Source organism: Clostridium sp. 1001283B150225_161107_B6 (genome assembly GCF_015556325.1).
Taxonomy (GTDB): Bacteria; Bacillota; Clostridia; order Lachnospirales; family Lachnospiraceae; genus Enterocloster.
Genome location: NZ_JADNMD010000010.1, coordinates 180,914 through 200,626, shown reverse-complemented (window position 1 = coordinate 200,626; position 19,713 = coordinate 180,914). Strand labels below are relative to the sequence as shown.

The window sequence follows — 19,713 nt, the reverse complement described above, 5'->3', positions numbered from 1 at the left end:
CCTGATATGACAGTAAAGAAACGCGAAAATGACAACAACGCTTCTGAAAAAGCGCTATAATAATCCTGTAAATATTTACAAGGCACACAAAGGAATGAATCATGAGCTCATATATTTTTGAAACAGTGGAATTTGAAACGAAATATCCGGTCAATGCATTTGTGGCATCCATCCAGAGCAGCAGCTTTCACTGGCACTACGAATATGAACTGCTTGCAGTGCTGAAAGGAAGCATCACGGTCAGGGTCAATTCCAGGGTACTGGTTCTTAAAAAGAACGATATCATATTAATCAATTCCAAGGTGGTTCATGAAATCCAGTGCGAACAGGGTGACAACCTTTGCATGGTCCTTCAGCTGGACCCTGCATTGTTTAAAAACGAAAAGGGTGAGTCCGTCTTCTACCGCTTCTATTTAAACAGTGTGACCGATGAACTGCCCGTGAAAGGCGGGTATCTGCATTTTGTAAGGAGAGCAGCAGGAATCGTGCTGGGTTCCCTTAAAAAGGACGAAAAAACATACTACCGTGTGCGGGCCGAGGTATATGCCCTGATTGCCGACCTGTTTGAATACGCAGAGTATGACATGAGCATCCAGACCGAACAGTCCGACCATGACATTACCCTGCTGATGGATATCATCGACTATCTCAGGGAACATGTGGAGGACCGGGACGTCTTAACGCACCTGTGCAGGGAAATCGGTATGAGCAGCAAAACCGTGCACCGTTATCTTAAAAACCATGTGGGCATGTCGGTAAAGGATATGGTTGACACGCTGAAGGTGGATAAGGCCAAGAAGCTTCTCAAACACACGGAGAAAAACATGAACTGTATCATAGATGAATGCGGATTTGGCTCTGAAAACACATTTTACCGGATTTTCCGCCAGAACACAGGACTGACTCCCAGGGAATACCGGCAGAAAGGCATTGAACAGAGGGACAGCGGCGTCCTGAAAGGCTATCTGGACTTTGAAGAATATGAGGCTGAGACAATAATATTGGAAATACTGGAGGAACAGGAATAATGGATTACAGCAAGGAAGAAAGGCTGGCCTGCACGGACAGGGCCCGGCACATCGTGGATTCCTTAACCCTGGAAGAAAAGGTCTCCTTAATGAGCGGTTCCATGACGTTCGAGGAAGTAAGGGGAGCAATCAAGAAGAAAACAAAAGAGCACTATAATCAGTTCCCCTATCCCGCAGGAGGTATCCCGGAAAAGGGAATCCCCGCCGTCCTTTTCTGCGACGGTCCAAGGGGCGTTGTCTGCGGCAACGGCAAAAGCACCTGTTTTCCGGTGTCCATGCTGCGGGGCGCTGCCTTTGACATTGACTTGGAGGAAGAAATCGGCGCTGCCATGGCAGAGGAGGTCCTGGCCTACGGCGGAAACCTGTCCGCCGGCGTGTGCATCAACCTTCCCTACAACCCGGGCTGGGGCAGAAGCCAGGAAACATACGGCGAAGACTCCTTCCATCTGGGCGAGATGGGCGCTGCCCTTGTGCGGGGCATACAGAAAAAGGGCGTCATTGCATGTGTCAAGCATTTTGCCTTCAACCAGATGGAAAACGCCCGTTTCAAGGTAAATGTGGACTGCACCAAGAGGACGGAGCGGGAGGTCTTCCTTCCCCATTTTAAAAAATGCATTGACCAGGGAGCCGGGGCAGTCATGAGTTCCTATAATCTTTACAAGGGTACCATGTGCGGCCACAACGGATATCTGCTGAACCGGGTCCTGAAGGAGGAGTGGGGCTTTGACGGCTTTATTATGAGCGATTTCGTCTGGGGCGTAAAGGATACGGCGGAAGCTGCCAACGGAGGACAGACCATGGAGATGTGCGTCACCAAATACTTCGGCCAGAACCTGGTAAACGCGGTCAAGGAAGGCCTGGTGGATGAAGACAGGATTGACGATGCCGCCCTTCGTATCGTCCGCACCCTATTGGCATTTGAAGATAAAAAGGAGCATGTAAGGCCCAGTGTGATTGGATGCAGGAATCACACAAGGCTTGCCCTGGAATCTGCCAGGGAGGGAATCACCCTGATTAAGAACCAGAACCATGTGCTTCCCCTGGACAAAAAATCCACCAGGCAGGTGGTTGTCCTGGGACGGCTGGCCCAGAAGGAAAATACAGGCGACAGGGGCTCCAGCCAGGTATACCCTCCCTATGTGGTCACAGCGGTCCGGGGAATTGCCGCGGCATCCCCGAAAACAGAGGTCATCTGCTATGAGGGCAGCAATCTGGAGCACAGCCGGCGCCTGGCAGAGGAGGCTGACGCAGTTATCTTTGTGGTGGGATACGATTTTAACGATGAAGGCGAGTATGTGGCTGAGGACAAGAAGGATGTATACACCGGGGCAGTGGGCGGTGACAGGAGGAACGGACTGGGACTTCACGACGCAGACCGGAAACTGATTGAGGCAGCCGGTCCTGCCAATAAAAACTCCGTGGTGGTCCTTATTGGAGGCAACATGATTATGCTGGACAGCTGGAAGGACTCTGTATCATCCATTCTCATGGGATATTACCCGGGCATGGAAGGCGGAACAGCCCTGGGGGAAATCATTTACGGGGATGTAAATCCCAGCGGAAAGCTGCCCTTTGTCATACCGGAACGGGAGGACCAGCTTCCGGCCGTGGACTGGAACGGGACCAGCCAGTATTATGACTATTACCATGGATACCGGAAACTGGACAAGGAGGGCATACGTCCCGCTGTTCCCTACGGATTCGGATTGTCCTATACCACCTTTTCAGCGGACCATATAAAAGCCTGGACAGCCGGCGGCCTGGTATATGCCTGCTGCGATGTGAAGAACACCGGGGACAGGGAGGGAACAGAGGTCCTGCAGATGTATGTGGGCTTTTCACAGTCAAAGGTGGACCGTCCTGTCAGGACATTAAAGGGATTTAAGCGGGTCAGCCTCCAGCAAAGCGAAAAGAGAACCGTCATCATCTCCTGTCCCGTGGATGAACTGGCATGGTTTAATGAAGAGACCGATGCCTTTGAGACAGAGCACATGGAATATGAGATTTACATGGGCACCAGCAGCGCGCCGGAAGACCTGCTCATGACTACCATTACAATATAGGGGGATAAAAAGATGGAAAACAAACCATCCTTATGGGAAAAACTTGCCTTTGCCGTTGGCGACGGAGGCTGCAATTTTGTATGGACCACCATTGGTTCATTCCTTACATTATATTACACGGACAGCGTGGGCATCAGCGCCGCCGTCATAGGCACCATCATGCTGCTGACCAGGCTGCTTGACGGGATAACAGACCTGGGTATGGGGGCTGTCATTGACAGGACCCGGACCCGCTGGGGAAAAGCCCGTCCATGGGTCCTCTGGTCCGCCGTTCCCATGGGCCTGGGTCTGGTCCTTCTGTTTAACGTACCCGGCTCCCTGAGCGGCAGCGGAAAGATTGCATATGCAGCTGTTACATATACCCTTATGGCTGCCGTTATATACACAGCCTGCAACCTTTCCTACAACACGCTTCTGTCCCTGACAGCACCTGACCCAAAGGACCGGGTTCTTATGAGCTCCCTGCGTTTCTTCTGCACCATGGGCGTTGTGCTGGTCATCAACTACAATACCATGAATCTGGTGGAACGGTTTGGATGGAATGGGATGGCTGTGGCCTTTGGCGCCATTGCGGTGGTTCTGCTGCTCATAACCTTCTTCTTTACAAAAGAGCGCTCCATCACAGGCGCAGCCGGAAAAAATGAAAAAAAGATTCCTGTGGGGCAGTCTTTCAGGTTATTGTTCAGGAATAAGTATTTCGTATTCGTCACCCTGATTTTTGTCATAAATTATACGGCTCTTGGAGTCAACAACGGCCTGCGCATCTTCTATGCAAGGGATGTCCTTGGCAACGCCGGCCTCATGGGAACCCTGACCCTATGCTTCATCCTTCCCAAAATGATTGGAAACCTTCTCTATCCCCAGATTACCCGGATGATGGGCAAGTGGAAGAGTCTGGTCCTGGGCTATATTCTGGAGATGGCAGGAGTTGCCGTCATGGCCCTGACCCCTGCCTCCCTGACCACCGCTGTTGCGGGCCTGGTACTGCTGGGAATCGGCGGCATCCCCCATACAGCGGGCCTGTTTGCCCTGGTAGCGGATGTGATTGACTACGGCGAATGGAAAACCGGGGTCCGCATTGACGGCCTTACCAATTCCGCCACCAGCTTCGGCATGAAGGTGGGGGCCGGGCTTGGCTCTGCTATCGTCGGATGGGGGCTGGCCTGGGGAAACTATAACGGCAAGCTGGCTGCCCAGACAGCCGAAACCGTATCAGCCATCAAAATCCTGTTTACGGCAGCTCCCTTTGCCCTGTTTGCAGTGGGCCTGGTAATCATCATGTTTACCAATATTGATAAGATATATCCTCAGATTTCCAGGGACCTGGCGGAGAGAAGGTCCGGGGCCGGGCAATAAGTCTGCTGTAAAAAACGATTGTAAACAGCATACTAAAAAGGAAACTGTGAAAAAGTGGAGTTGGTGACCTAACTCCATTTTTCCAGTTCCTTTTCAGTATACCATGACATACATATTTTTCACATTCGGTAAACCATGTGTATGGGATTACCCTTTCATATAACATCAACTTCTGGCAACACCTGTTCTGCGGGCAGCTTCTGCAACAGCCTTTGCCACAGCAGGCCCCACACGTTTATCAAACGCCTTGGGGATAATATAATCTGGAGAGAGTTCCTCATCTGTAATCAAATTAGCCAACGCCATAGCAGCAGCCATTTTCATCTCTTCATTGATGTCGCTTGCCCGAACATCAAACGTACCGCGGAAAATACCTGGAAAAGCAAGAACATTGTTAATCTGATTGGGAAAATCGCTGCGCCCGGTAGAAATTACTGCCGCACCGCCCGCCCTGGCATCATCCGGAAAAATTTCAGGAGTGGGGTTTGCACATGCAAAGATAATAGCATCCTTTGCCATGGTCTTAACTATATCGGTAGTCACCACTCCCGGCGCAGACACACCGATAAATACATCGGCGTTTACCAACATTTCAGCCAGGGACCCTTTCCTTGATTTTAAATTAGTCTTCTTTGCCATTTCTTCCTTAATCCAGTTAAGGCCTTCCCGTCCGGAACAGATTGCCCCCTTTCGGTCGCACATTATGATATCTTCGAATCCCGCGGAGAGCAGAAGCTTTGTAATAGATACCGCTGCTGCACCAGCACCGGAAATCACAATTTTAACATTTTCTTTTTTCTTTCCCACTATCTTAAGCGCATTTATAAGGCCAGCTAACGTAATAACGGCAGTGCCATGCTGATCATCATGGAAGATGGGAATATCACACTTTTCCTTGAGCTTTTGCTCTATCTCGAAGCATCGGGGAGCAGAGATGTCCTCAAGGTTGATACCACCGAAGGAGCCGGAAATATTGTAAACCGTATTTACGAATTCGTCTACATCCTTTGTCTTCACACAAAGTGGAAAAGCATCCACATCACCAAATGTTTTAAATAACACGCACTTACCCTCCATAACAGGCATACCAGCTTCAGGACCAATATCACCCAGTCCCAATACTGCAGTTCCATCGGTTATGACAGCGCATATATTATGCCTTCGGGTCAGTTCATAGCTCTTATCAATGTTCTTCTGTATCTCCAGGCAGGGCTGGGCTACACCGGGAGTATAAGCCAAGGACAAATCATCCTTAGTCTCTACAGGCACAGTAGCCACAACCTCTATTTTTCCTTTCCATTCCCCATGCAATCTAAGACTTTCTTTTGCATAATCCATAAACTGTCTCCTTTTTCAATTGTCATTCATTAGGCATGGCAGTGTAGACCCACCATATGGTATTACCAATACCTGCGCATCTTTTCCCATTTCCTTCAGGGCGGCATTGTAAGCTTCCTGTACTGACATAAATGGTTCCATAAAAATACGCTTTACAGTATCTTTATCCATATCAGAAACCAAATAGATTCTGGCACGGACCAGTACCATGGCAATAGACGCCGCCTTGTGTCCCCCAAGCTGAAAGTCCCGGCTTATACGCTCAATCATATATTCCGGCGATGGGCTGGTTAGCATCCATTCTTCAAATACTTTCTCGCCAAATCCTTCCTTGCATGAACCCACCAGAATAATAATACCACCGTCTCGCACTGCATTTTTGGCGTTATCCAAAGCCTTTTGTGTCTGATACAAATTGATGTCCTTCGGGGTGCCGCCCTGGGAAACAATTACGATATCAGCTTTTTTGTCCATCCTGCAGCTATACATACTGTCCAGTATTAAGCATCCTTTTCTGTGGGCATCTGTTACATTTCCAGCCACAGCGCCGACAATTCTTTTATGCTCGTCCAATATCACATTCAATATGAAATCCACACCGCAGATAGCGGCTGCCTCCTCAATGTCTTGGCGAATGGGATTTCCTTCTATTCGTCCGGCGCAGGCTTCAGGCATTACCATTAGCCTGTGATTTTTCTGAATGGCATTTCTGTCAGATACACCGGGCATTATGGCCTTTGCTCCCCCGGAATAACCTGCAAAATAGTGAAACTCAATATTACCGAGACAAACTCTGACATCTGCTTCAGCTACAATCCTGGTAATATTTACCGGTGTCCCACGGCTTGTAACTCCCAAGTCCACGCAGTCATCCTTATCGCCGTCCATACATCTGACCCTATCAAATATATCGTCACCCACCAATCTGCGCTGTTCCTCTTCCGTGTGCTTTCTGTGGATTCCCAGTGCAAAAACCACAGTTATATCTTCATCCCTAACACCGCCTGCGTTTAGTTCATTTAGAACAAAGGGCAATAGCAATTTACTGGGTACGGGCCTTGTTATATCGCTTGTGACAACCGCAACTGTTTGACCCGAATACACAATTTTACTAAGTCTATGCGAGCCAATAGGATGCTCCATTGCGTTTCTAACTATCACCTCCTCGTTTTCCATTTCCATGCTTGTGTCTGGCAGCAGTATTCCCAGTAAATTACTGTTATCCATCTCCAGTGACTGCGTTCCGCTACCGAATCCAACCTCTATCTTCATAACATTCTCTCCCTGCCCCTATTTCAAATCACCCATTAATCAAATAGTTTTCAGAAGCAGCCACAAAGCCTCATTTCAGATTAAACCAATCCCTTGATTATTTCTACAATCTCACCCGGGCTTTCCGCAATATGTACCCCTGCTTCAGTTAAAGCTTTTATCTTAGACTGAGCACTGCCTACACCATCCATTCCCACTATGGCACCTGCATGCCCCATTACCTTTCCCTTAGGGGCGTTGCGGCCTGCAATATATGCAACAACCGGCTTTGACATCTGATTTTTAATGTATTCCGCCGCCATTTCTTCATCGCAGCCACCTATCTCCCCAATCATTACAACTGCCTTCGTCTCATCATCTTTCTCAAACAACGGAAGCAATTTCGCAAATGAACTACCGGGGATGATATCTCCCCCTACACCAATGCAGGTGGATTGTCCGATTCCCTGCTTTGTCATTTCGTTGACCGTTTCATATGAATTGGTGGCGCTTCTCGACATTAGACCTACCGGTCCTCTGGTATAGATACGTCCATCCATAAAACCCACCTTACACTCCCCCGGTGAGATAAGCCCGAATGTATTGGGGCCTATCACAGTAAGATCCGGCATTATGCGGTTGAGGTGATATATCATACGCATATCCTTTACAGGTACGCCTTCGGCAATTGTAACCACCAATTTAATCCCGGCTGAGATAGCCTCCGTTATTCCGCTGAGTGTTCCCAGAGCAGGAACAAACAAAATAGAAGCGTTGGCCCCGGTTTCCCTGACAGCCTCTTCGACAGAGTTAAAAACCGGAATATCATCAATCAATGTTCCTCCCTTACCTGGTGTAACGCCTGCAACCACATTTGTGCCATATTCGACCATCCGCCGCGCGTGAAAGGTACCCTCCCTGCCGGTTATTCCCTGAACAATAAGACGGGTATTTTTATCAACCAGAATGCTCACTACCTGTACCTCCGTTTCGTCTGTATGCTACTGCAGCAGCATTGCCTTTAAAGCAGCCTCTTTAATATCCTTTGCAATCCGGACATCTTTGTTATTGGCGTTTGTCAAAATCGCCATGCCTTCTTCCTTATTAGTTCCGTCAAGTTTTACTACAATAGGTATGGCCGGCTTCATTTCGGCAGTTGCCCTTAGTATTCCTTCCGATATCTCATTGCATCGGGTTATTCCGCCAAATATACTTATCAATATAGTCTTGACACGCTTATTTTTAGCTACTAATTCTACGGCCTTAGCTACACGGTCGGATGTTGCTCCTCCCCCCAAATCAAGCCCACAGGCCACCTTTCCGCCCACATGTGCAATCCAGTCTACGCAAGTCATAACCATACCGGAGCCGTTACTTATGACACCCACATTTCCCTCAGAGTCAACATCGATATACAACAAGTGGGCCTCCGACCCTTCTTTTACCAAAGGATCCATCTTAAGCATTGCTTTCCATTCCTTAATATCATTGTGTCTGGCAACTGCGCTGTCGTCAATTTCAACCTTTGCATCTGCAGCTATGATTGTATGGTCGGAAAGAATCATGAGAGGATTTATCTCAACTACCATGGCATCATATTCTATATACAATTTATATAACTTTGAAACGACATCCATAAGGTATCTCTTAATGTTCTTATCCGTTATTCCGGATATTGTACACATTTTCTCTACATGGAATGACTGGGCTCCGATTAGTGGATCAATAATTACTCTTACTATCTTTTCAGGATTTGACGCTGCGACCTGTTCTATATCCACACCTCCGCAGGCACTGAACATAATCATCGGCATCCTTGACCGTACATCCATTGTAATGGAAATATAATATTCGTCGATAAAGTCCACCATCTGTTCGATTAAAACAGCGTCCACTGTTTTGCCTTTTATCTCTCTGCCCAGCATTCCGGCCACTTGGTCATTTAGCTGTTCTGTATTATTTACGCGTACTACGCCTCCGGCTTTTCCTCTGCCTCCGGCGAGAATCTGGGCTTTAACCATGGCCGGGAATTTGATACCTTCTGTCTTTTCTTCTATTTCATCCGCAGAAAAAAGAACCTCGCCCTCAGGTACTCTCAATCCGTAGTTTGAAAAGAGACATTTTCCCTGATATTCAAACAACTTCATATTTTCACCTCAATCACACGCAGAAACCTCATTCTGCATTATATTTTTTTACTTCTTCATAGCCGCGCTGCAATGCCTTACAGTTATTTTTCTTGTTTGATTTAACACATACCTGCAAAGCCCCCTGCAGAATAACAGGATTTATGATTTTTGTAATCCCATTGATAAATCCCATGGCGATTAAATTGGCGTATATGGCGCTCCCCAGCTCTTTGATTGCTATTTCAGTAAAGGGCGCTCCATAAATCTTGTGCAGGTTATCCCTGTATTCATCCTTTATCATATAAGTATCATAAAAGATATATCCATTTTCCGGCACCTTACCGGCATACGCAGATAAGGCAGATTCGCTGAGGGCAAGCAGTATATCTGGTTTTGTAACACAAAGTCTGTTTATCTCACCATGGCCATATAAAACCTCTCCATATGAAATTCCACCCCTTGCTTCAATTCCGTGGGCCTGTGTCTGCAGGACATTGTATCCGTCATTTGACAACGCTTCCCCCATTATCTTGGCCATAAGCATGACGCCCTGTCCACCAATACCGCCAAGACATATTTCATAAATACGTTCACTGTTATCCATATTCGACTACCCCTTTATTTTGATTTGCGCCGTTCCACCAGTTTCATAAATGAATCACACAACTCCGGCCTGGCTATGTTTACAAATTCACCGATTACGTTTTTTCCATCCAATTCTTCCTTACTTAGCTTTTCGGCTTCTTCTTTCATGATTGAAGAATTTTTTATGTCGTTCAGCATATCAACCGGGTCAGGCATCTTATTTCTGCGTCCAAACTGAGTCGGACAACTGGTAACCACCTCAACCATAGAAAAACCTTTATGGTCCATCGCTTTTTTCAATGTCTTCTGAAGGTGAATTACATGATATGCATCACAGCGCGCCACATAGGTGGCGCCGGCTCCTGCTGCCAAATCGCATACATCAAAGGTGGGTTCCAACATACCATAAGGAGCTGTCACCGCTTTGCAGCCCATAGGCGTGGTGGGCGCATACTGGCCTCCAGTCATTCCATAAATCTCGTTTCTGCACACCACAGCAGTAAGGTCGATATTTCTCCTTGCCGCATGTATAAAATGATTTCCACCAATTGCTACGGCATCTCCATCCCCCATGAACACAATCACCTTCACTTCCGGTTTTGCCAACTTTACCCCTGTAGCAAAGGCAAGGGCTCTGCCATGGGTGACCCGCAACACATTAAAATCAAGAAAAACAGGAATGCGGCCGGCACATCCGATTGCAGAAACAAGAACCGTATTATTTTTATCCAGATTCAACTGACTTGCTACATGAAGAAACGCGTTCGTCACAGTTCCATGGGTGCACCCTGGACAGATAAACAAAGGAAATTCTTTCTCTTTTATATAATCATGCATACTCATTTAGTTTTCCTCCAGCGCTTTAAGAATATGTTCAGGCATTATGGCGGTACCGTCATAGTGCTGTATCGACACCACTTCAATGGTTTCAGGAGTATTTTCTTTTATAATGTGAACCAACTGCCCCCGGTTCATTTCAGGTACAATTATCTTCTTTACACCCTTGGCTGCTATCCTGAATGGTTCAATTGGAAACGGCCAGATGCTTATAGGTCTGAATACGCCTACACCTTTCCCTTTTTTCCGTGCGATATCGGCAGCTTCGGCTGCTGAACGTGAAGCCGCGCCGCATGCAACAATCAAAATCTCTGCGTCCTTTACATTCTTTTCTTCCCAGCGCCAGATATCCCTTTCATAGCGGTCAATCTTATCATTAATCCGCGAAATTGTTTTCCTTGTATTAACCGGGCTGATGTTTGGCATGCCGTCTTCCGTATGATGCATTCCATTTATTACATAATGAAAACCTTCTTTGTTTCCAAATGGCATCAATTTTACAATTCCGGTTTCATCTGTAGCATATGGATGGTAATCTTTCGAATCACATACCGGAAGTTTACGTGTGACGAGCTTAATATCCGAATAGTCATCCATACAGATACTCTCTCTTAAATGTCCGATTATCTCATCCATTAGCAGAACTACAGGAGTCATGTATGTCTCTGACATATTAAATGCCTCTATCGTCATCTGATAGATTTCTTTCACTGAATTAGGGTAAAGAGCAATAACCGAGGTATCCGCTGACCTCCCATACTTTACCTGCATCAAGTCCCCCTGCGATGGATTAGTAGCCCCTCCCGTGCTGGGACCGCTGCGTTGAACATCAACCACCACACAGGGAATCTCTGCCATAGCAGCAAATGCCAGATTTTCCTGCATAAGATCAAAACCAGGACCGCTTGTTACTGTAATAGATTTAACGCCCATAACGGAAGCGCCGACAATGGCTCCCATACTGGCAAGTTCATCCTCCATCTGGATAAATTTTCCACCGGCATCCGGTAACTTAGCCGACAATACTTCAATGATTTCTGATGAGGGTGTTATGGGATATCCGGCTGAGAATTTGACACCACTATTTATCGCAGCCAATGCACATACCTCATTCCCCTGTAGAAGCTGATTCTTACCCATTCTTATTTGACCTCCCTCTTTTCAACTGTAATAGCCATGTCCGGACACCTAAATTCACACAATCCACAGCCAATACATTTTTCCTCTCCCGCAACAATAAGCTTCTTCATTTCGTTTATTACCAGTACCGTCTTTGGGCAATATGCAGCACAAATCCCACAATCTTTACACCATTTTTCATTTAACAAAATCTTAAAATGACACGTCATCTTGGCCTCCTTTTTTGCCGCTTTTGACAACCATATCGTATTTACTTCACTGAGATGCCATGTTATAAGTCACACTATAGAGGTTTACATAGGTGCTGAAAAATACGTACGTTATTTTAACTTGATTATATAGGCGACATTCTATACGGTCAAATATATAAAAATAATAATAATATTTAAATAAATAAATATAGTAGTGCAACAAAAAAGCAACCGCCTATATTTGATGGAATCATCATTCTATACAAAGGGTTGCTTTTACTCCATCCGTCTTATCAATCGAATGGTTACTATTATTCTTTTTTTAGCAGGGAATCAATCCCACACTTACTGATAGTAGTCACAAAGTTGATAAATTCCTGCATCGCTTTGGTAGCATACCGATTCTTGCTGTAAATTAGGTTAATATTCCTAACAGATTGCGGAATCTTATAAAATGCGACATTCTCCTTCTTACCGCACAATTTAACAATTGTATCCGAAACAAATGAAACAGCCATCTGCTGTTCCACCATATTATACGCTGTCATCAACTGATTAATAACCATGCAGATTTGCGGTTCAAAACCATTCTCCCTACATGCCTGGAGCAGACGATTGCGCATGTCATGACCCTTCTCCAATATCAGAAAGCGCCTCTTACTGAATGCAACAAAGGATACACAAGGCACGCTTTCGTCTATATGTCGATTGGATAAAACATCCTGAACGCTTAGCCTAAAACTCCCCAAAGACAGATTAATTGGGTCGCTTAAAGGTACCGCCAAAAGAGTTTGTTCCTTATATAGTGGAACAGCCTTAAACAAAGCATCATCAAATTCACCGCTTTCAATAATAATATCCACTTCCCCCTTTAAAAGAAGGTTTTGCAAAGTGAACATATCTGCCTCCTTCAATTGAATTTCAAGCTGTGGATATTTCTCAGAAAACTGTGCAATAAACCTTGGTATAAGGTAGCTTGCAAATAGATGAGCTGCACCTAAAATAAGTTTGCCTGATTTCAATTCAGTAATATCATCAATATAAGCTTCCAGTTCATGTTCGATTGCTAATATTCTCTGAACACCTTCCATATACACCACTCCAACATCCGTAAGTTGGATAGGAAAGCTGCTGCGGTCAAATAGCTGAATACCGATTTCATTTTCAAAATTTCTAATCGTGATGCTAAGTGAAGGCTGTGAAATATAAAGCCGTTGTGCAGCCTTAGAAAAGCTTTGCTCTTTACAAACTGCATCAAGATAATGGAATATACGAAACATTATACCCAGCCCCCTTCTTTCTGATATAAAAAAATATTTATTTATATTTATAATAACTTTCAATTATTTATATTTGATTATAGTGTTCATTTGCTATAAAATCAATATAAAAGTAGGTTACAGACACTTCAAAATGTTTCTTTTCATTTTACCATACAGCTCCTCCCCATTTCCTAATTTTATACATTTTTCACCCCCCTATTAATTTGCTTTATAGTATATGCTGACCAATAATTAGTAAACATTAAAAATGAACCCAAAAATGGCGGTTCGGGAAGCTCAGAATTACCGGGACCGCCCATATATAGAAAGGAGATAGTTATTATGGATGTAAGTGTACGGTTAAGGTTTCTGTCTGAGCCAGATATGATTAAAGCTGGTGTTATGGACATGGACGGGTGTCTGGAAGCAGTAAGCGATTCCTTTGCTCTGATTGCAAAGGGCGACTACCTTATGGGCGGCCCCAGTGAGAACGACCATGGGCATCTCATTTGGTTTCCGCCAAAACCAAGGGGGCCACGGATGCCAGTTGCCGGTCCTGACCGTCGTTTTATGGCCATGGTTGCGTATCTGGGAGGGGATTATCACATATGTGGAGAGAAGTGGTATGGTTCCAACATCGCCAACCGCGAGATAGGTCTGCCCAGATCCATCCATTCGGTTATCCTCAATGACCCCGATAATGTAAAGCCCTTGGCATTCATGTCGGGCAATCTGTTAAGCCAGATGCGGACTGGCGCGGTTCCTGGCGTAGCGTCAAAATACTTGGCGCGCAGTGGCGCAGAAACATTAGGTATTATTGGCGCAGGTATGGTAGGTAAGACTGCTCTCTTGGGAATCTCTGCCGCTGTCAAGACACTAAAACGGGTTTACATTTATGATGTATTTGAGAGTGCTTCTGAAAAATTTCTGCAGTATGCAGAAAAAGAAATCGGTATTGAAGGAGTCATTGTACACACTATGGAAGATGCAGTAAAAGATATGGACATCGTACATATTGCAGCTTCAGGTGAAAAACTGCCGGCCATTAATACGAATCATCTCAAAAAGGGAGCATTACTATGCCTGACCGGAGCTGCCGAGTTTATTAATGAAGACTGGATTAATGATTGCAGTATCTATGCAGATAACTGGAAACTGCATCAGGCATTCATTCACGAAATGGATTACCCACGGGAAGGCATCCGCGATGAAATCCTGTCCTGGGCCCCTTCTGCTCCGGTTATTGACGCAGTTTATAAGGGCAAGCTATCCGGAGACACTATCAAAAGCGTAGGAGATGTCATAATTGGCAATGCACCGGCCAGAGTAAATCCGGATGATAAAATCATCTTCATTACCAGTGGTATGGCTGTAGAGGATGTTGCCTGGGGGAAAAAGATTCTTGAGCGTGCCAATAAGGAGAATATAGGACAAATTTTGACTTTCTGGGATAAACAGTATTGGCTAAAATAAAATTTCTCCTGGTTTTTAAGTTCTAATGGTAAGGATAAATAGCCATGGTAAAATTAAAAAAACAAGAACAAGAAATACTAGATGGCAGACAAGGCGAATTTAAACAAAAGGCTATGGAGATGATTGTAAACTATGCCAAAGTCCTTGGTGCAGAGGAACTCTGCAAGGTAGAACGAGCAACAATCTGTATTGGCGCCCAACATTGGCAGCCAAATCTTACCAAGGATAGTTATCTATCAGATTTCAGCCGTTTTATCTTGAACAGCGATAAGACACTGCCAATAGAACAATTCTGCCATGATTGCATTACTATCAGTGATTCCGTGCCCTTTGATCTTTTCGATAACGTTGTAACTCATATGCCCCATGACAAATTTGAATTAAACAACTGGATTCTTGCATATATGAGGAAATATGGCGTAACTACAGTCAACACATGTACTCCCTATTACAGTGGATGGTTACCGCTGCACGGCGAACATTTTGTGACCAATGAATCCAGTAATGCCGTTGTCAGCAACTCTATCATGGGGGCATATGGAAACAGTGACGGTGTGGAAACCGCAATCTGTGCAGCTATAACCGGATATACTCCGTTGTGGGGTATGCATTGCAAAGAAATGCGTTATGCCACCGATATATTTAATATAAGCTGTCCGTCCGAAACCACCTTTGACTGGGACGTAATTGGCTACACAGTGGGACGCCTTCTTTCTCCTGGCGGCCGCCCTTTCCTCACAGGAAACTACCACAGGCCAAATATGACTAAACTAAAGCAATGCTTTGCCTCTCTCGCCGTTCCCAGTCCAGCAGAGATTTGCCATATTGACGGGCTGACTCCAGAAGCCAGAAACCAGGAAGACGCCTTAGGCGGGCATAAACCAGTGATTTCCGTGAATCTTACACAGGAAGAATTCGACCGATCGGTAAAGATGCTGTGTGATGACAATGGCAGTTCCATTGACTTAGTCACAATTGGCTGCCCCCATCTGAGCCTGGAAGAAGTAGCTTATATCGCAAATCGTTTGAATGGGAAAAAAATATCCGAAAATCTCGAGCTCTGGATATGGACAGACTACTCAGTTCAAGCTCTGGCAAAACTAAATGGTTATCAGGAATTCATTGAGCGCAGTGGCGGTCATCTTCTTAACAGCACTTGTCCCCTGGTTATGCGAGCTCAAAGCCATGGTCATGCTAAATCTATCCTTGTCAACAGCGCTAAACAGGCACATAATCTGCGGAACCAGACAAAAGCAAAGATATTTTATGGAACCATTGACGATTGTATTAATTCTGCTTTATGCGGCAAGTGGAATGTCTGACTCAAGTAAGGGGGAAATATACGAAAAACACAATTTTACAGGGCCGTGGAGCTTTTCCAGGTGTTGCCCAAGGAACTGCTATCGTCTGTCCCAAAGGCATATCAGGTAACAGCGGTGGTATCGGAGATAAGGATGGTGTTATTTATGAGCCAGGTAATCCCCATGCAGGCATATGCATCAAGGATTGTATTCTGGTGCTTCCCGGGGGTAAAGGTTCAAACGGATTTTCAGCACATTTCAAATCTGCTAAGTTGTCCGGTTTTGCTCCAGCCGCATGGGTGGTGCTGCACATGGACAGCCGCATAGGCGGTGCAGTTACCAGTACTGAAACACCTTGCGTATGCGATTTTACAAACATAAATCCCCTCACCATAATCAAGACGGGAGACTATATCCGCGTAGATGGAGGGAACGGCACGGTTGAGATACTGAAGAGGAACAATGCAAATACTGACATTTAATATACCAAAATAAGCAAAATTTGTTTTGAAAGCTGCATACAGTAATTTGTGTATAGTGAAGCAGAGATACAACCATAACAGCAGGGACATATAACAATTTTATCCCTTAATGGATTCTCTGCTTCACGCACTTGGATATAAATTCTGTATTGTATTAAAAACAAACCCAAAATGTATGATTATGATAAGGAGGTTAAAAAATGCGAATAAGACATTCTGTACTGTCTGCATCTCTATTGTTAGTGATATTAGCCCTAGCCGGTTGCTCCAGCTCAGGCGGCGCCAACACAAAGACCAGCGAAAAGCAGAGCGAAGAAAAAACAGACGAAGCGAAAACTACTGATGATGGTCAGATTTATGAATGGATTATGTTTGATTACATGACCAGCGAGTCTACTATACCAAAGCTGGAAAAGGTATGGGCTGAAGATGTTCTCGAAAAAACCGGTGGCCGCGTCAAAATAACGGTCCAGAGCCAGGGCGAACTTCCCTTCTCCGGCAATGAAATTATCCAGGTCATGGCTGACGGAGGCGTACAGTTGTGCAGCATCAACGGCGGCTATGCGGGCGGCCAGTGTGAGTTTACAGAAATTCCCATGCTGCCCTATCTTGTAACCAATTTGGATGAGGCAATTGCCTGCGACACTGCTATACGCCCGTATATGGGCAAATATCTCCACGAAACATACGGTGTTACCGAGGTGGGTTTCTTTATGTATCCCGGCCAGTATATCTGGGGAACAGGTACGCCAATGAGCGGGTTTGAGGACCTTGCAGGCCATAAAGTAAGGACACTTGCCAGCACCCAGAGCGATTTTGTACTGCAGTTCAAAGGAACTCCCATTGCTCTTACCTGGGCAGAAGTACCGGATGCGCTTAACCGCGGAATATTTGACACTCTTATTACCTCCGCCATGGGCATAGTTGACTCCCATCTCCATGAACCTCTGGACTGGTGTTATTTGGCAAACTACGGGCCTGGCATTCAGTACATTTTAGCCAGCGAGGATGCCCTTAACTCCCTTCCCGAGGACCTGCGGGCAACCATGATGGAATGCTTTACCGACCTGGAAACCCGCTGCCGTGAAATAATGCCGAAGGTAGATGCCGAATATCTTGAACGTGCCGAGAAAGAAGGCGATGTGCTGATGATTAAGCCTACGGAAGAAGAAATGCAGAAAAGTAAACAAGCCGCAGCGGCTGTCATTGAATCCTATAAAACTTCTATCAGCGGCGATGTAAAATTAGCGCTTGAAGCCGCCCTGGAGGCCATCAATAAAGTCAATACAAACTAGCAGGCTTCACAACTCCTGCAACTATCGAAAGGAGTGATTTTAAAATGCAACTTTGGTACTCCTATGAAAAGCTTGTTCGTAAAATAACATACGCCGGCGCCTATATCGGCGGATTCATGCTGGTACTGATGTTTCTGCTGGTATTCACAGAAGTGGTGCTTCGTACATTTTTCAACAGCTCTACCATGGTTTCGGATGAGATTTCCGGCTATCTTATGGCAGGCGGCTTTTTCCTTGCTTCAGCCTATGCCCTTCAGGAGGGCGCAATCGTCCGTATCGATATCCTATATAACAGATTCCCTCTGAAACTCAGATGTTTCCTGGATATTTTCATTGATTTGGTAGTGCTGTGTTATACCGTAATTCTATTCAAGTACACCTTTGACTATATGTACAAATCTCTTGTCAACAGTGCACGTTCTGTAAGCTTCATTAAGACACCGCTGTGGATTCCGCAACTGTTTATACCTCTTGGGAGTTTAATTCTTTTCCTGTGTCTGACCGTTCTCACCGGACGGGACTTTTTGAAAACGACCGGCAAGATTTTGCTGAAGGAAGAGAAGTCTGCAACAGAAAAAGAGATAATCGAGCAATTAAGCATAGTAAAGGAGGATAAAAAATAATGTCTTGGGCAGTAACATTTATCCTCACTATGGTCATATTATTCGCTCTTTTCTTCATCGGTGAGTGGGTAGCTTTCGCTCTTGGTACGGCAGGTGTTATCGGACTTCTTATCTTTGGTAAACCTACCTCTGCAGCAGCCATGACAGCTATTGGTTCCATTGTCTGGAACAACTCAATCAGCTATACGATGACGGCAATCCCCCTCTTTGTACTCATGGGCGAGATTGTACTTCGCGCTGACATCAGCGCAAAATTTTACCGCGGCCTGGCCAAACTCATTGGAAAACTGCCAGGAGGACTTCTGCAGTCTAATATCGCTGCCACCGCATTTTTTGCTGCTATAAGCGGATCTGCAATAGCTACAGCTGCGGCAATCGGGTCGGTATCGATACCGGAAATGACAAAGCGCAGGTATAACTCAGAAATGCTTTTTGGTTCTCTTGCATCCGGCGGCACCCTTGGTCTTCTCATCCCTCCCAGTATACCCCTCATTATCTACGGTACACTGACAAATGGCTCCGTAACCAAACTGTTTATGGCAGGTGTAGTGCCCGGCTTTCTTCTTGCCTTAATATTCATTTTCTACATTGGTATCCGGTGCACTATAAAAAAAGGGCTAACCCCTGCGCCTGAAGCAGCTACCGGCAAAGAGAAACTGCGGGCAATTCCCGACATCCTGCCTATGATTCTGCTGATGGTTACCATATTTGGCTGTCTCTACGGTGGTATTGCCACTCCGACGGAGGTAGCAGCCGTGGGAACGGCTGTGGCCTGTTTCTTTGCAATTATCAATCGTTCTTTTTCATGGAAAATGCTGCGTGATTCTATGATTAGTGCAGGTAAAACCACAGCTGTTCTGATGCTCATCATTGTCAGCGCCCAGGTATACAATTATCTTCTGGTCAATACTGGTATCAACCGCTCCGTTACCGAATGGTTGCTTTCACTAAACCTCACGAAATTTGGGTTTTTCCTAATCTGTATTGGGATTTATCTGGTACTTGGATGTTTGATGGAGTCTGCCTGCATGCTCTATCTGACAATGCCCGTTCTCTACCCGGCTATTATTGCATTTGGGTTTGACCCGCTGTGGTTTGCAGTATTTTTTGTAGTTATGGCTCAGGTGGCCTGCCTAACGCCTCCAATCGGCATGAATCTGTTTGTAATTCACGGAATCGCTCAGAACTATCCCAATCCTGAAAGTCCGGATGGTTTTACCCTTGGTCAGGTAATAAGAGGCTCTTTGCCATATTTCTTTATAATGTTAATATATGTCTTCGTTCTTTACCTGTTCCCGGAGCTTGCCACCTGGCTGCCCGGCACAATGTAACATAAAATAAAATTCCAACTAATATTAA

18 protein-coding genes are annotated in these 19,713 nt (G+C 45.5%); 9 read left to right on the top strand and 9 right to left on the bottom strand.

The window, feature by feature from the left end:
- Positions 1 to 125: 125 nt before the first annotated feature.
- Genes I2H39_RS29320 through I2H39_RS20995 form a run of 3 tightly spaced genes read left to right on the top strand, consistent with a single transcriptional unit; the run spans position 126 to position 4,447 of the window.
- Positions 126 to 1,028 carry an AraC family transcriptional regulator gene (locus tag I2H39_RS29320; RefSeq protein WP_347708598.1) on the top strand — a complete coding sequence of 301 codons (903 nt, stop codon included), beginning with the start codon at positions 126 to 128 and terminating at the stop codon, positions 1,026 to 1,028.
- Positions 1,028 to 3,091, top strand: coding sequence for a glycoside hydrolase family 3 C-terminal domain-containing protein (locus tag I2H39_RS21000; protein ID WP_195627442.1), 2,064 nt, complete (start codon positions 1,028 to 1,030; stop codon positions 3,089 to 3,091). The genes I2H39_RS29320 and I2H39_RS21000 overlap by 1 nt, the downstream gene beginning before the upstream one ends.
- Positions 3,092 to 3,103: 12 nt before the next feature.
- Entirely contained in the window at positions 3,104 to 4,447 is a 1,344-nt protein-coding gene (locus tag I2H39_RS20995) for a glycoside-pentoside-hexuronide (GPH):cation symporter (RefSeq protein ID WP_138306558.1), read from the top strand.
- A gap of 165 nt (positions 4,448 to 4,612) precedes the next feature.
- Here I2H39_RS20995 and I2H39_RS20990 read toward each other — a convergent pair whose 3' ends face one another.
- From I2H39_RS20990 to I2H39_RS20950, 9 genes are all read right to left on the bottom strand, one after another.
- Positions 4,613 to 5,785 carry a malic enzyme-like NAD(P)-binding protein gene (locus I2H39_RS20990; RefSeq protein WP_195627441.1) on the bottom strand — a complete coding sequence of 391 codons (1,173 nt, stop codon included), beginning with the start codon at positions 5,783 to 5,785 and terminating at the stop codon, positions 4,613 to 4,615.
- 15 nt (positions 5,786 to 5,800) lie between these two features.
- Positions 5,801 to 7,057: a nickel-dependent lactate racemase gene (gene larA / locus I2H39_RS20985; RefSeq protein WP_195627440.1), complete on the bottom strand. Its 1,257-nt coding sequence runs from the start codon at positions 7,055 to 7,057 to the stop codon at positions 5,801 to 5,803.
- An 80-nt stretch (positions 7,058 to 7,137) separates the two neighbouring features.
- Positions 7,138 to 8,010 carry a succinate--CoA ligase subunit alpha gene (sucD, locus tag I2H39_RS20980; RefSeq protein WP_138306555.1) on the bottom strand — a complete coding sequence of 291 codons (873 nt, stop codon included), beginning with the start codon at positions 8,008 to 8,010 and terminating at the stop codon, positions 7,138 to 7,140.
- A gap of 27 nt (positions 8,011 to 8,037) precedes the next feature.
- Entirely contained in the window at positions 8,038 to 9,183 is a 1,146-nt protein-coding gene (sucC, locus tag I2H39_RS20975; protein WP_195627439.1) for an ADP-forming succinate--CoA ligase subunit beta, read from the bottom strand.
- Between the two features lie 28 nt (positions 9,184 to 9,211).
- Positions 9,212 to 9,769, bottom strand: a complete 558-nt coding sequence (locus I2H39_RS20970; RefSeq protein WP_138306553.1) for a 2-oxoacid:acceptor oxidoreductase family protein — start codon at positions 9,767 to 9,769, stop codon at positions 9,212 to 9,214.
- A 14-nt stretch (positions 9,770 to 9,783) separates the two neighbouring features.
- Positions 9,784 to 10,593, bottom strand: coding sequence for a thiamine pyrophosphate-dependent enzyme (locus tag I2H39_RS20965; RefSeq protein ID WP_195627438.1), 810 nt, complete (start codon positions 10,591 to 10,593; stop codon positions 9,784 to 9,786).
- On the bottom strand, positions 10,594 to 11,727 hold the full coding sequence (locus I2H39_RS20960; RefSeq protein WP_138306551.1) for a 2-oxoacid:acceptor oxidoreductase subunit alpha: 1,134 nt from the start codon (positions 11,725 to 11,727) through the stop codon (positions 10,594 to 10,596).
- A gap of 2 nt (positions 11,728 to 11,729) precedes the next feature.
- Entirely contained in the window at positions 11,730 to 11,915 is a 186-nt protein-coding gene (locus I2H39_RS20955) for a 4Fe-4S binding protein (protein ID WP_243277638.1), read from the bottom strand.
- Positions 11,916 to 12,229: 314 nt separating this feature from the next.
- The gene (locus I2H39_RS20950; RefSeq protein WP_138306549.1) at positions 12,230 to 13,198 is read right to left on the bottom strand and encodes a LysR family transcriptional regulator; all 969 of its coding nucleotides are present in this window, start codon (positions 13,196 to 13,198) and stop codon (positions 12,230 to 12,232) included.
- A 324-nt stretch (positions 13,199 to 13,522) separates the two neighbouring features.
- On the opposite strand from I2H39_RS20950, the gene I2H39_RS20945 reads away from it, so the two are divergent.
- The 6 genes from I2H39_RS20945 to I2H39_RS20920 all read left to right on the top strand — a co-directional run bounded on the left by I2H39_RS20945 (position 13,523) and on the right by I2H39_RS20920 (position 19,685).
- Entirely contained in the window at positions 13,523 to 14,653 is a 1,131-nt protein-coding gene (locus I2H39_RS20945) for a tyramine oxidase subunit B (RefSeq protein ID WP_138306548.1), read from the top strand.
- A 44-nt stretch (positions 14,654 to 14,697) separates the two neighbouring features.
- On the top strand, positions 14,698 to 15,975 hold the full coding sequence (locus I2H39_RS20940; protein WP_195627437.1) for an aconitase X: 1,278 nt from the start codon (positions 14,698 to 14,700) through the stop codon (positions 15,973 to 15,975).
- Positions 15,963 to 16,436 carry a DUF126 domain-containing protein gene (locus tag I2H39_RS20935; RefSeq protein ID WP_195469878.1) on the top strand — a complete coding sequence of 158 codons (474 nt, stop codon included), beginning with the start codon at positions 15,963 to 15,965 and terminating at the stop codon, positions 16,434 to 16,436. Before I2H39_RS20940 ends, I2H39_RS20935 begins: the two co-directional genes overlap by 13 nt.
- Positions 16,437 to 16,636: 200 nt before the next feature.
- Positions 16,637 to 17,731 (top strand): TRAP transporter substrate-binding protein DctP, encoded by a 1,095-nt coding sequence (gene dctP / locus I2H39_RS20930; protein ID WP_138306545.1) that lies wholly within the window; start codon positions 16,637 to 16,639, stop codon positions 17,729 to 17,731.
- 44 nt (positions 17,732 to 17,775) lie between these two features.
- Positions 17,776 to 18,354: a TRAP transporter small permease gene (locus I2H39_RS20925; protein ID WP_138306544.1), complete on the top strand. Its 579-nt coding sequence runs from the start codon at positions 17,776 to 17,778 to the stop codon at positions 18,352 to 18,354.
- Positions 18,354 to 19,685 carry a TRAP transporter large permease gene (locus tag I2H39_RS20920; protein WP_138306543.1) on the top strand — a complete coding sequence of 444 codons (1,332 nt, stop codon included), beginning with the start codon at positions 18,354 to 18,356 and terminating at the stop codon, positions 19,683 to 19,685. The genes I2H39_RS20925 and I2H39_RS20920 overlap by 1 nt, the downstream gene beginning before the upstream one ends.
- Positions 19,686 to 19,713: the final 28 nt, after the last annotated feature.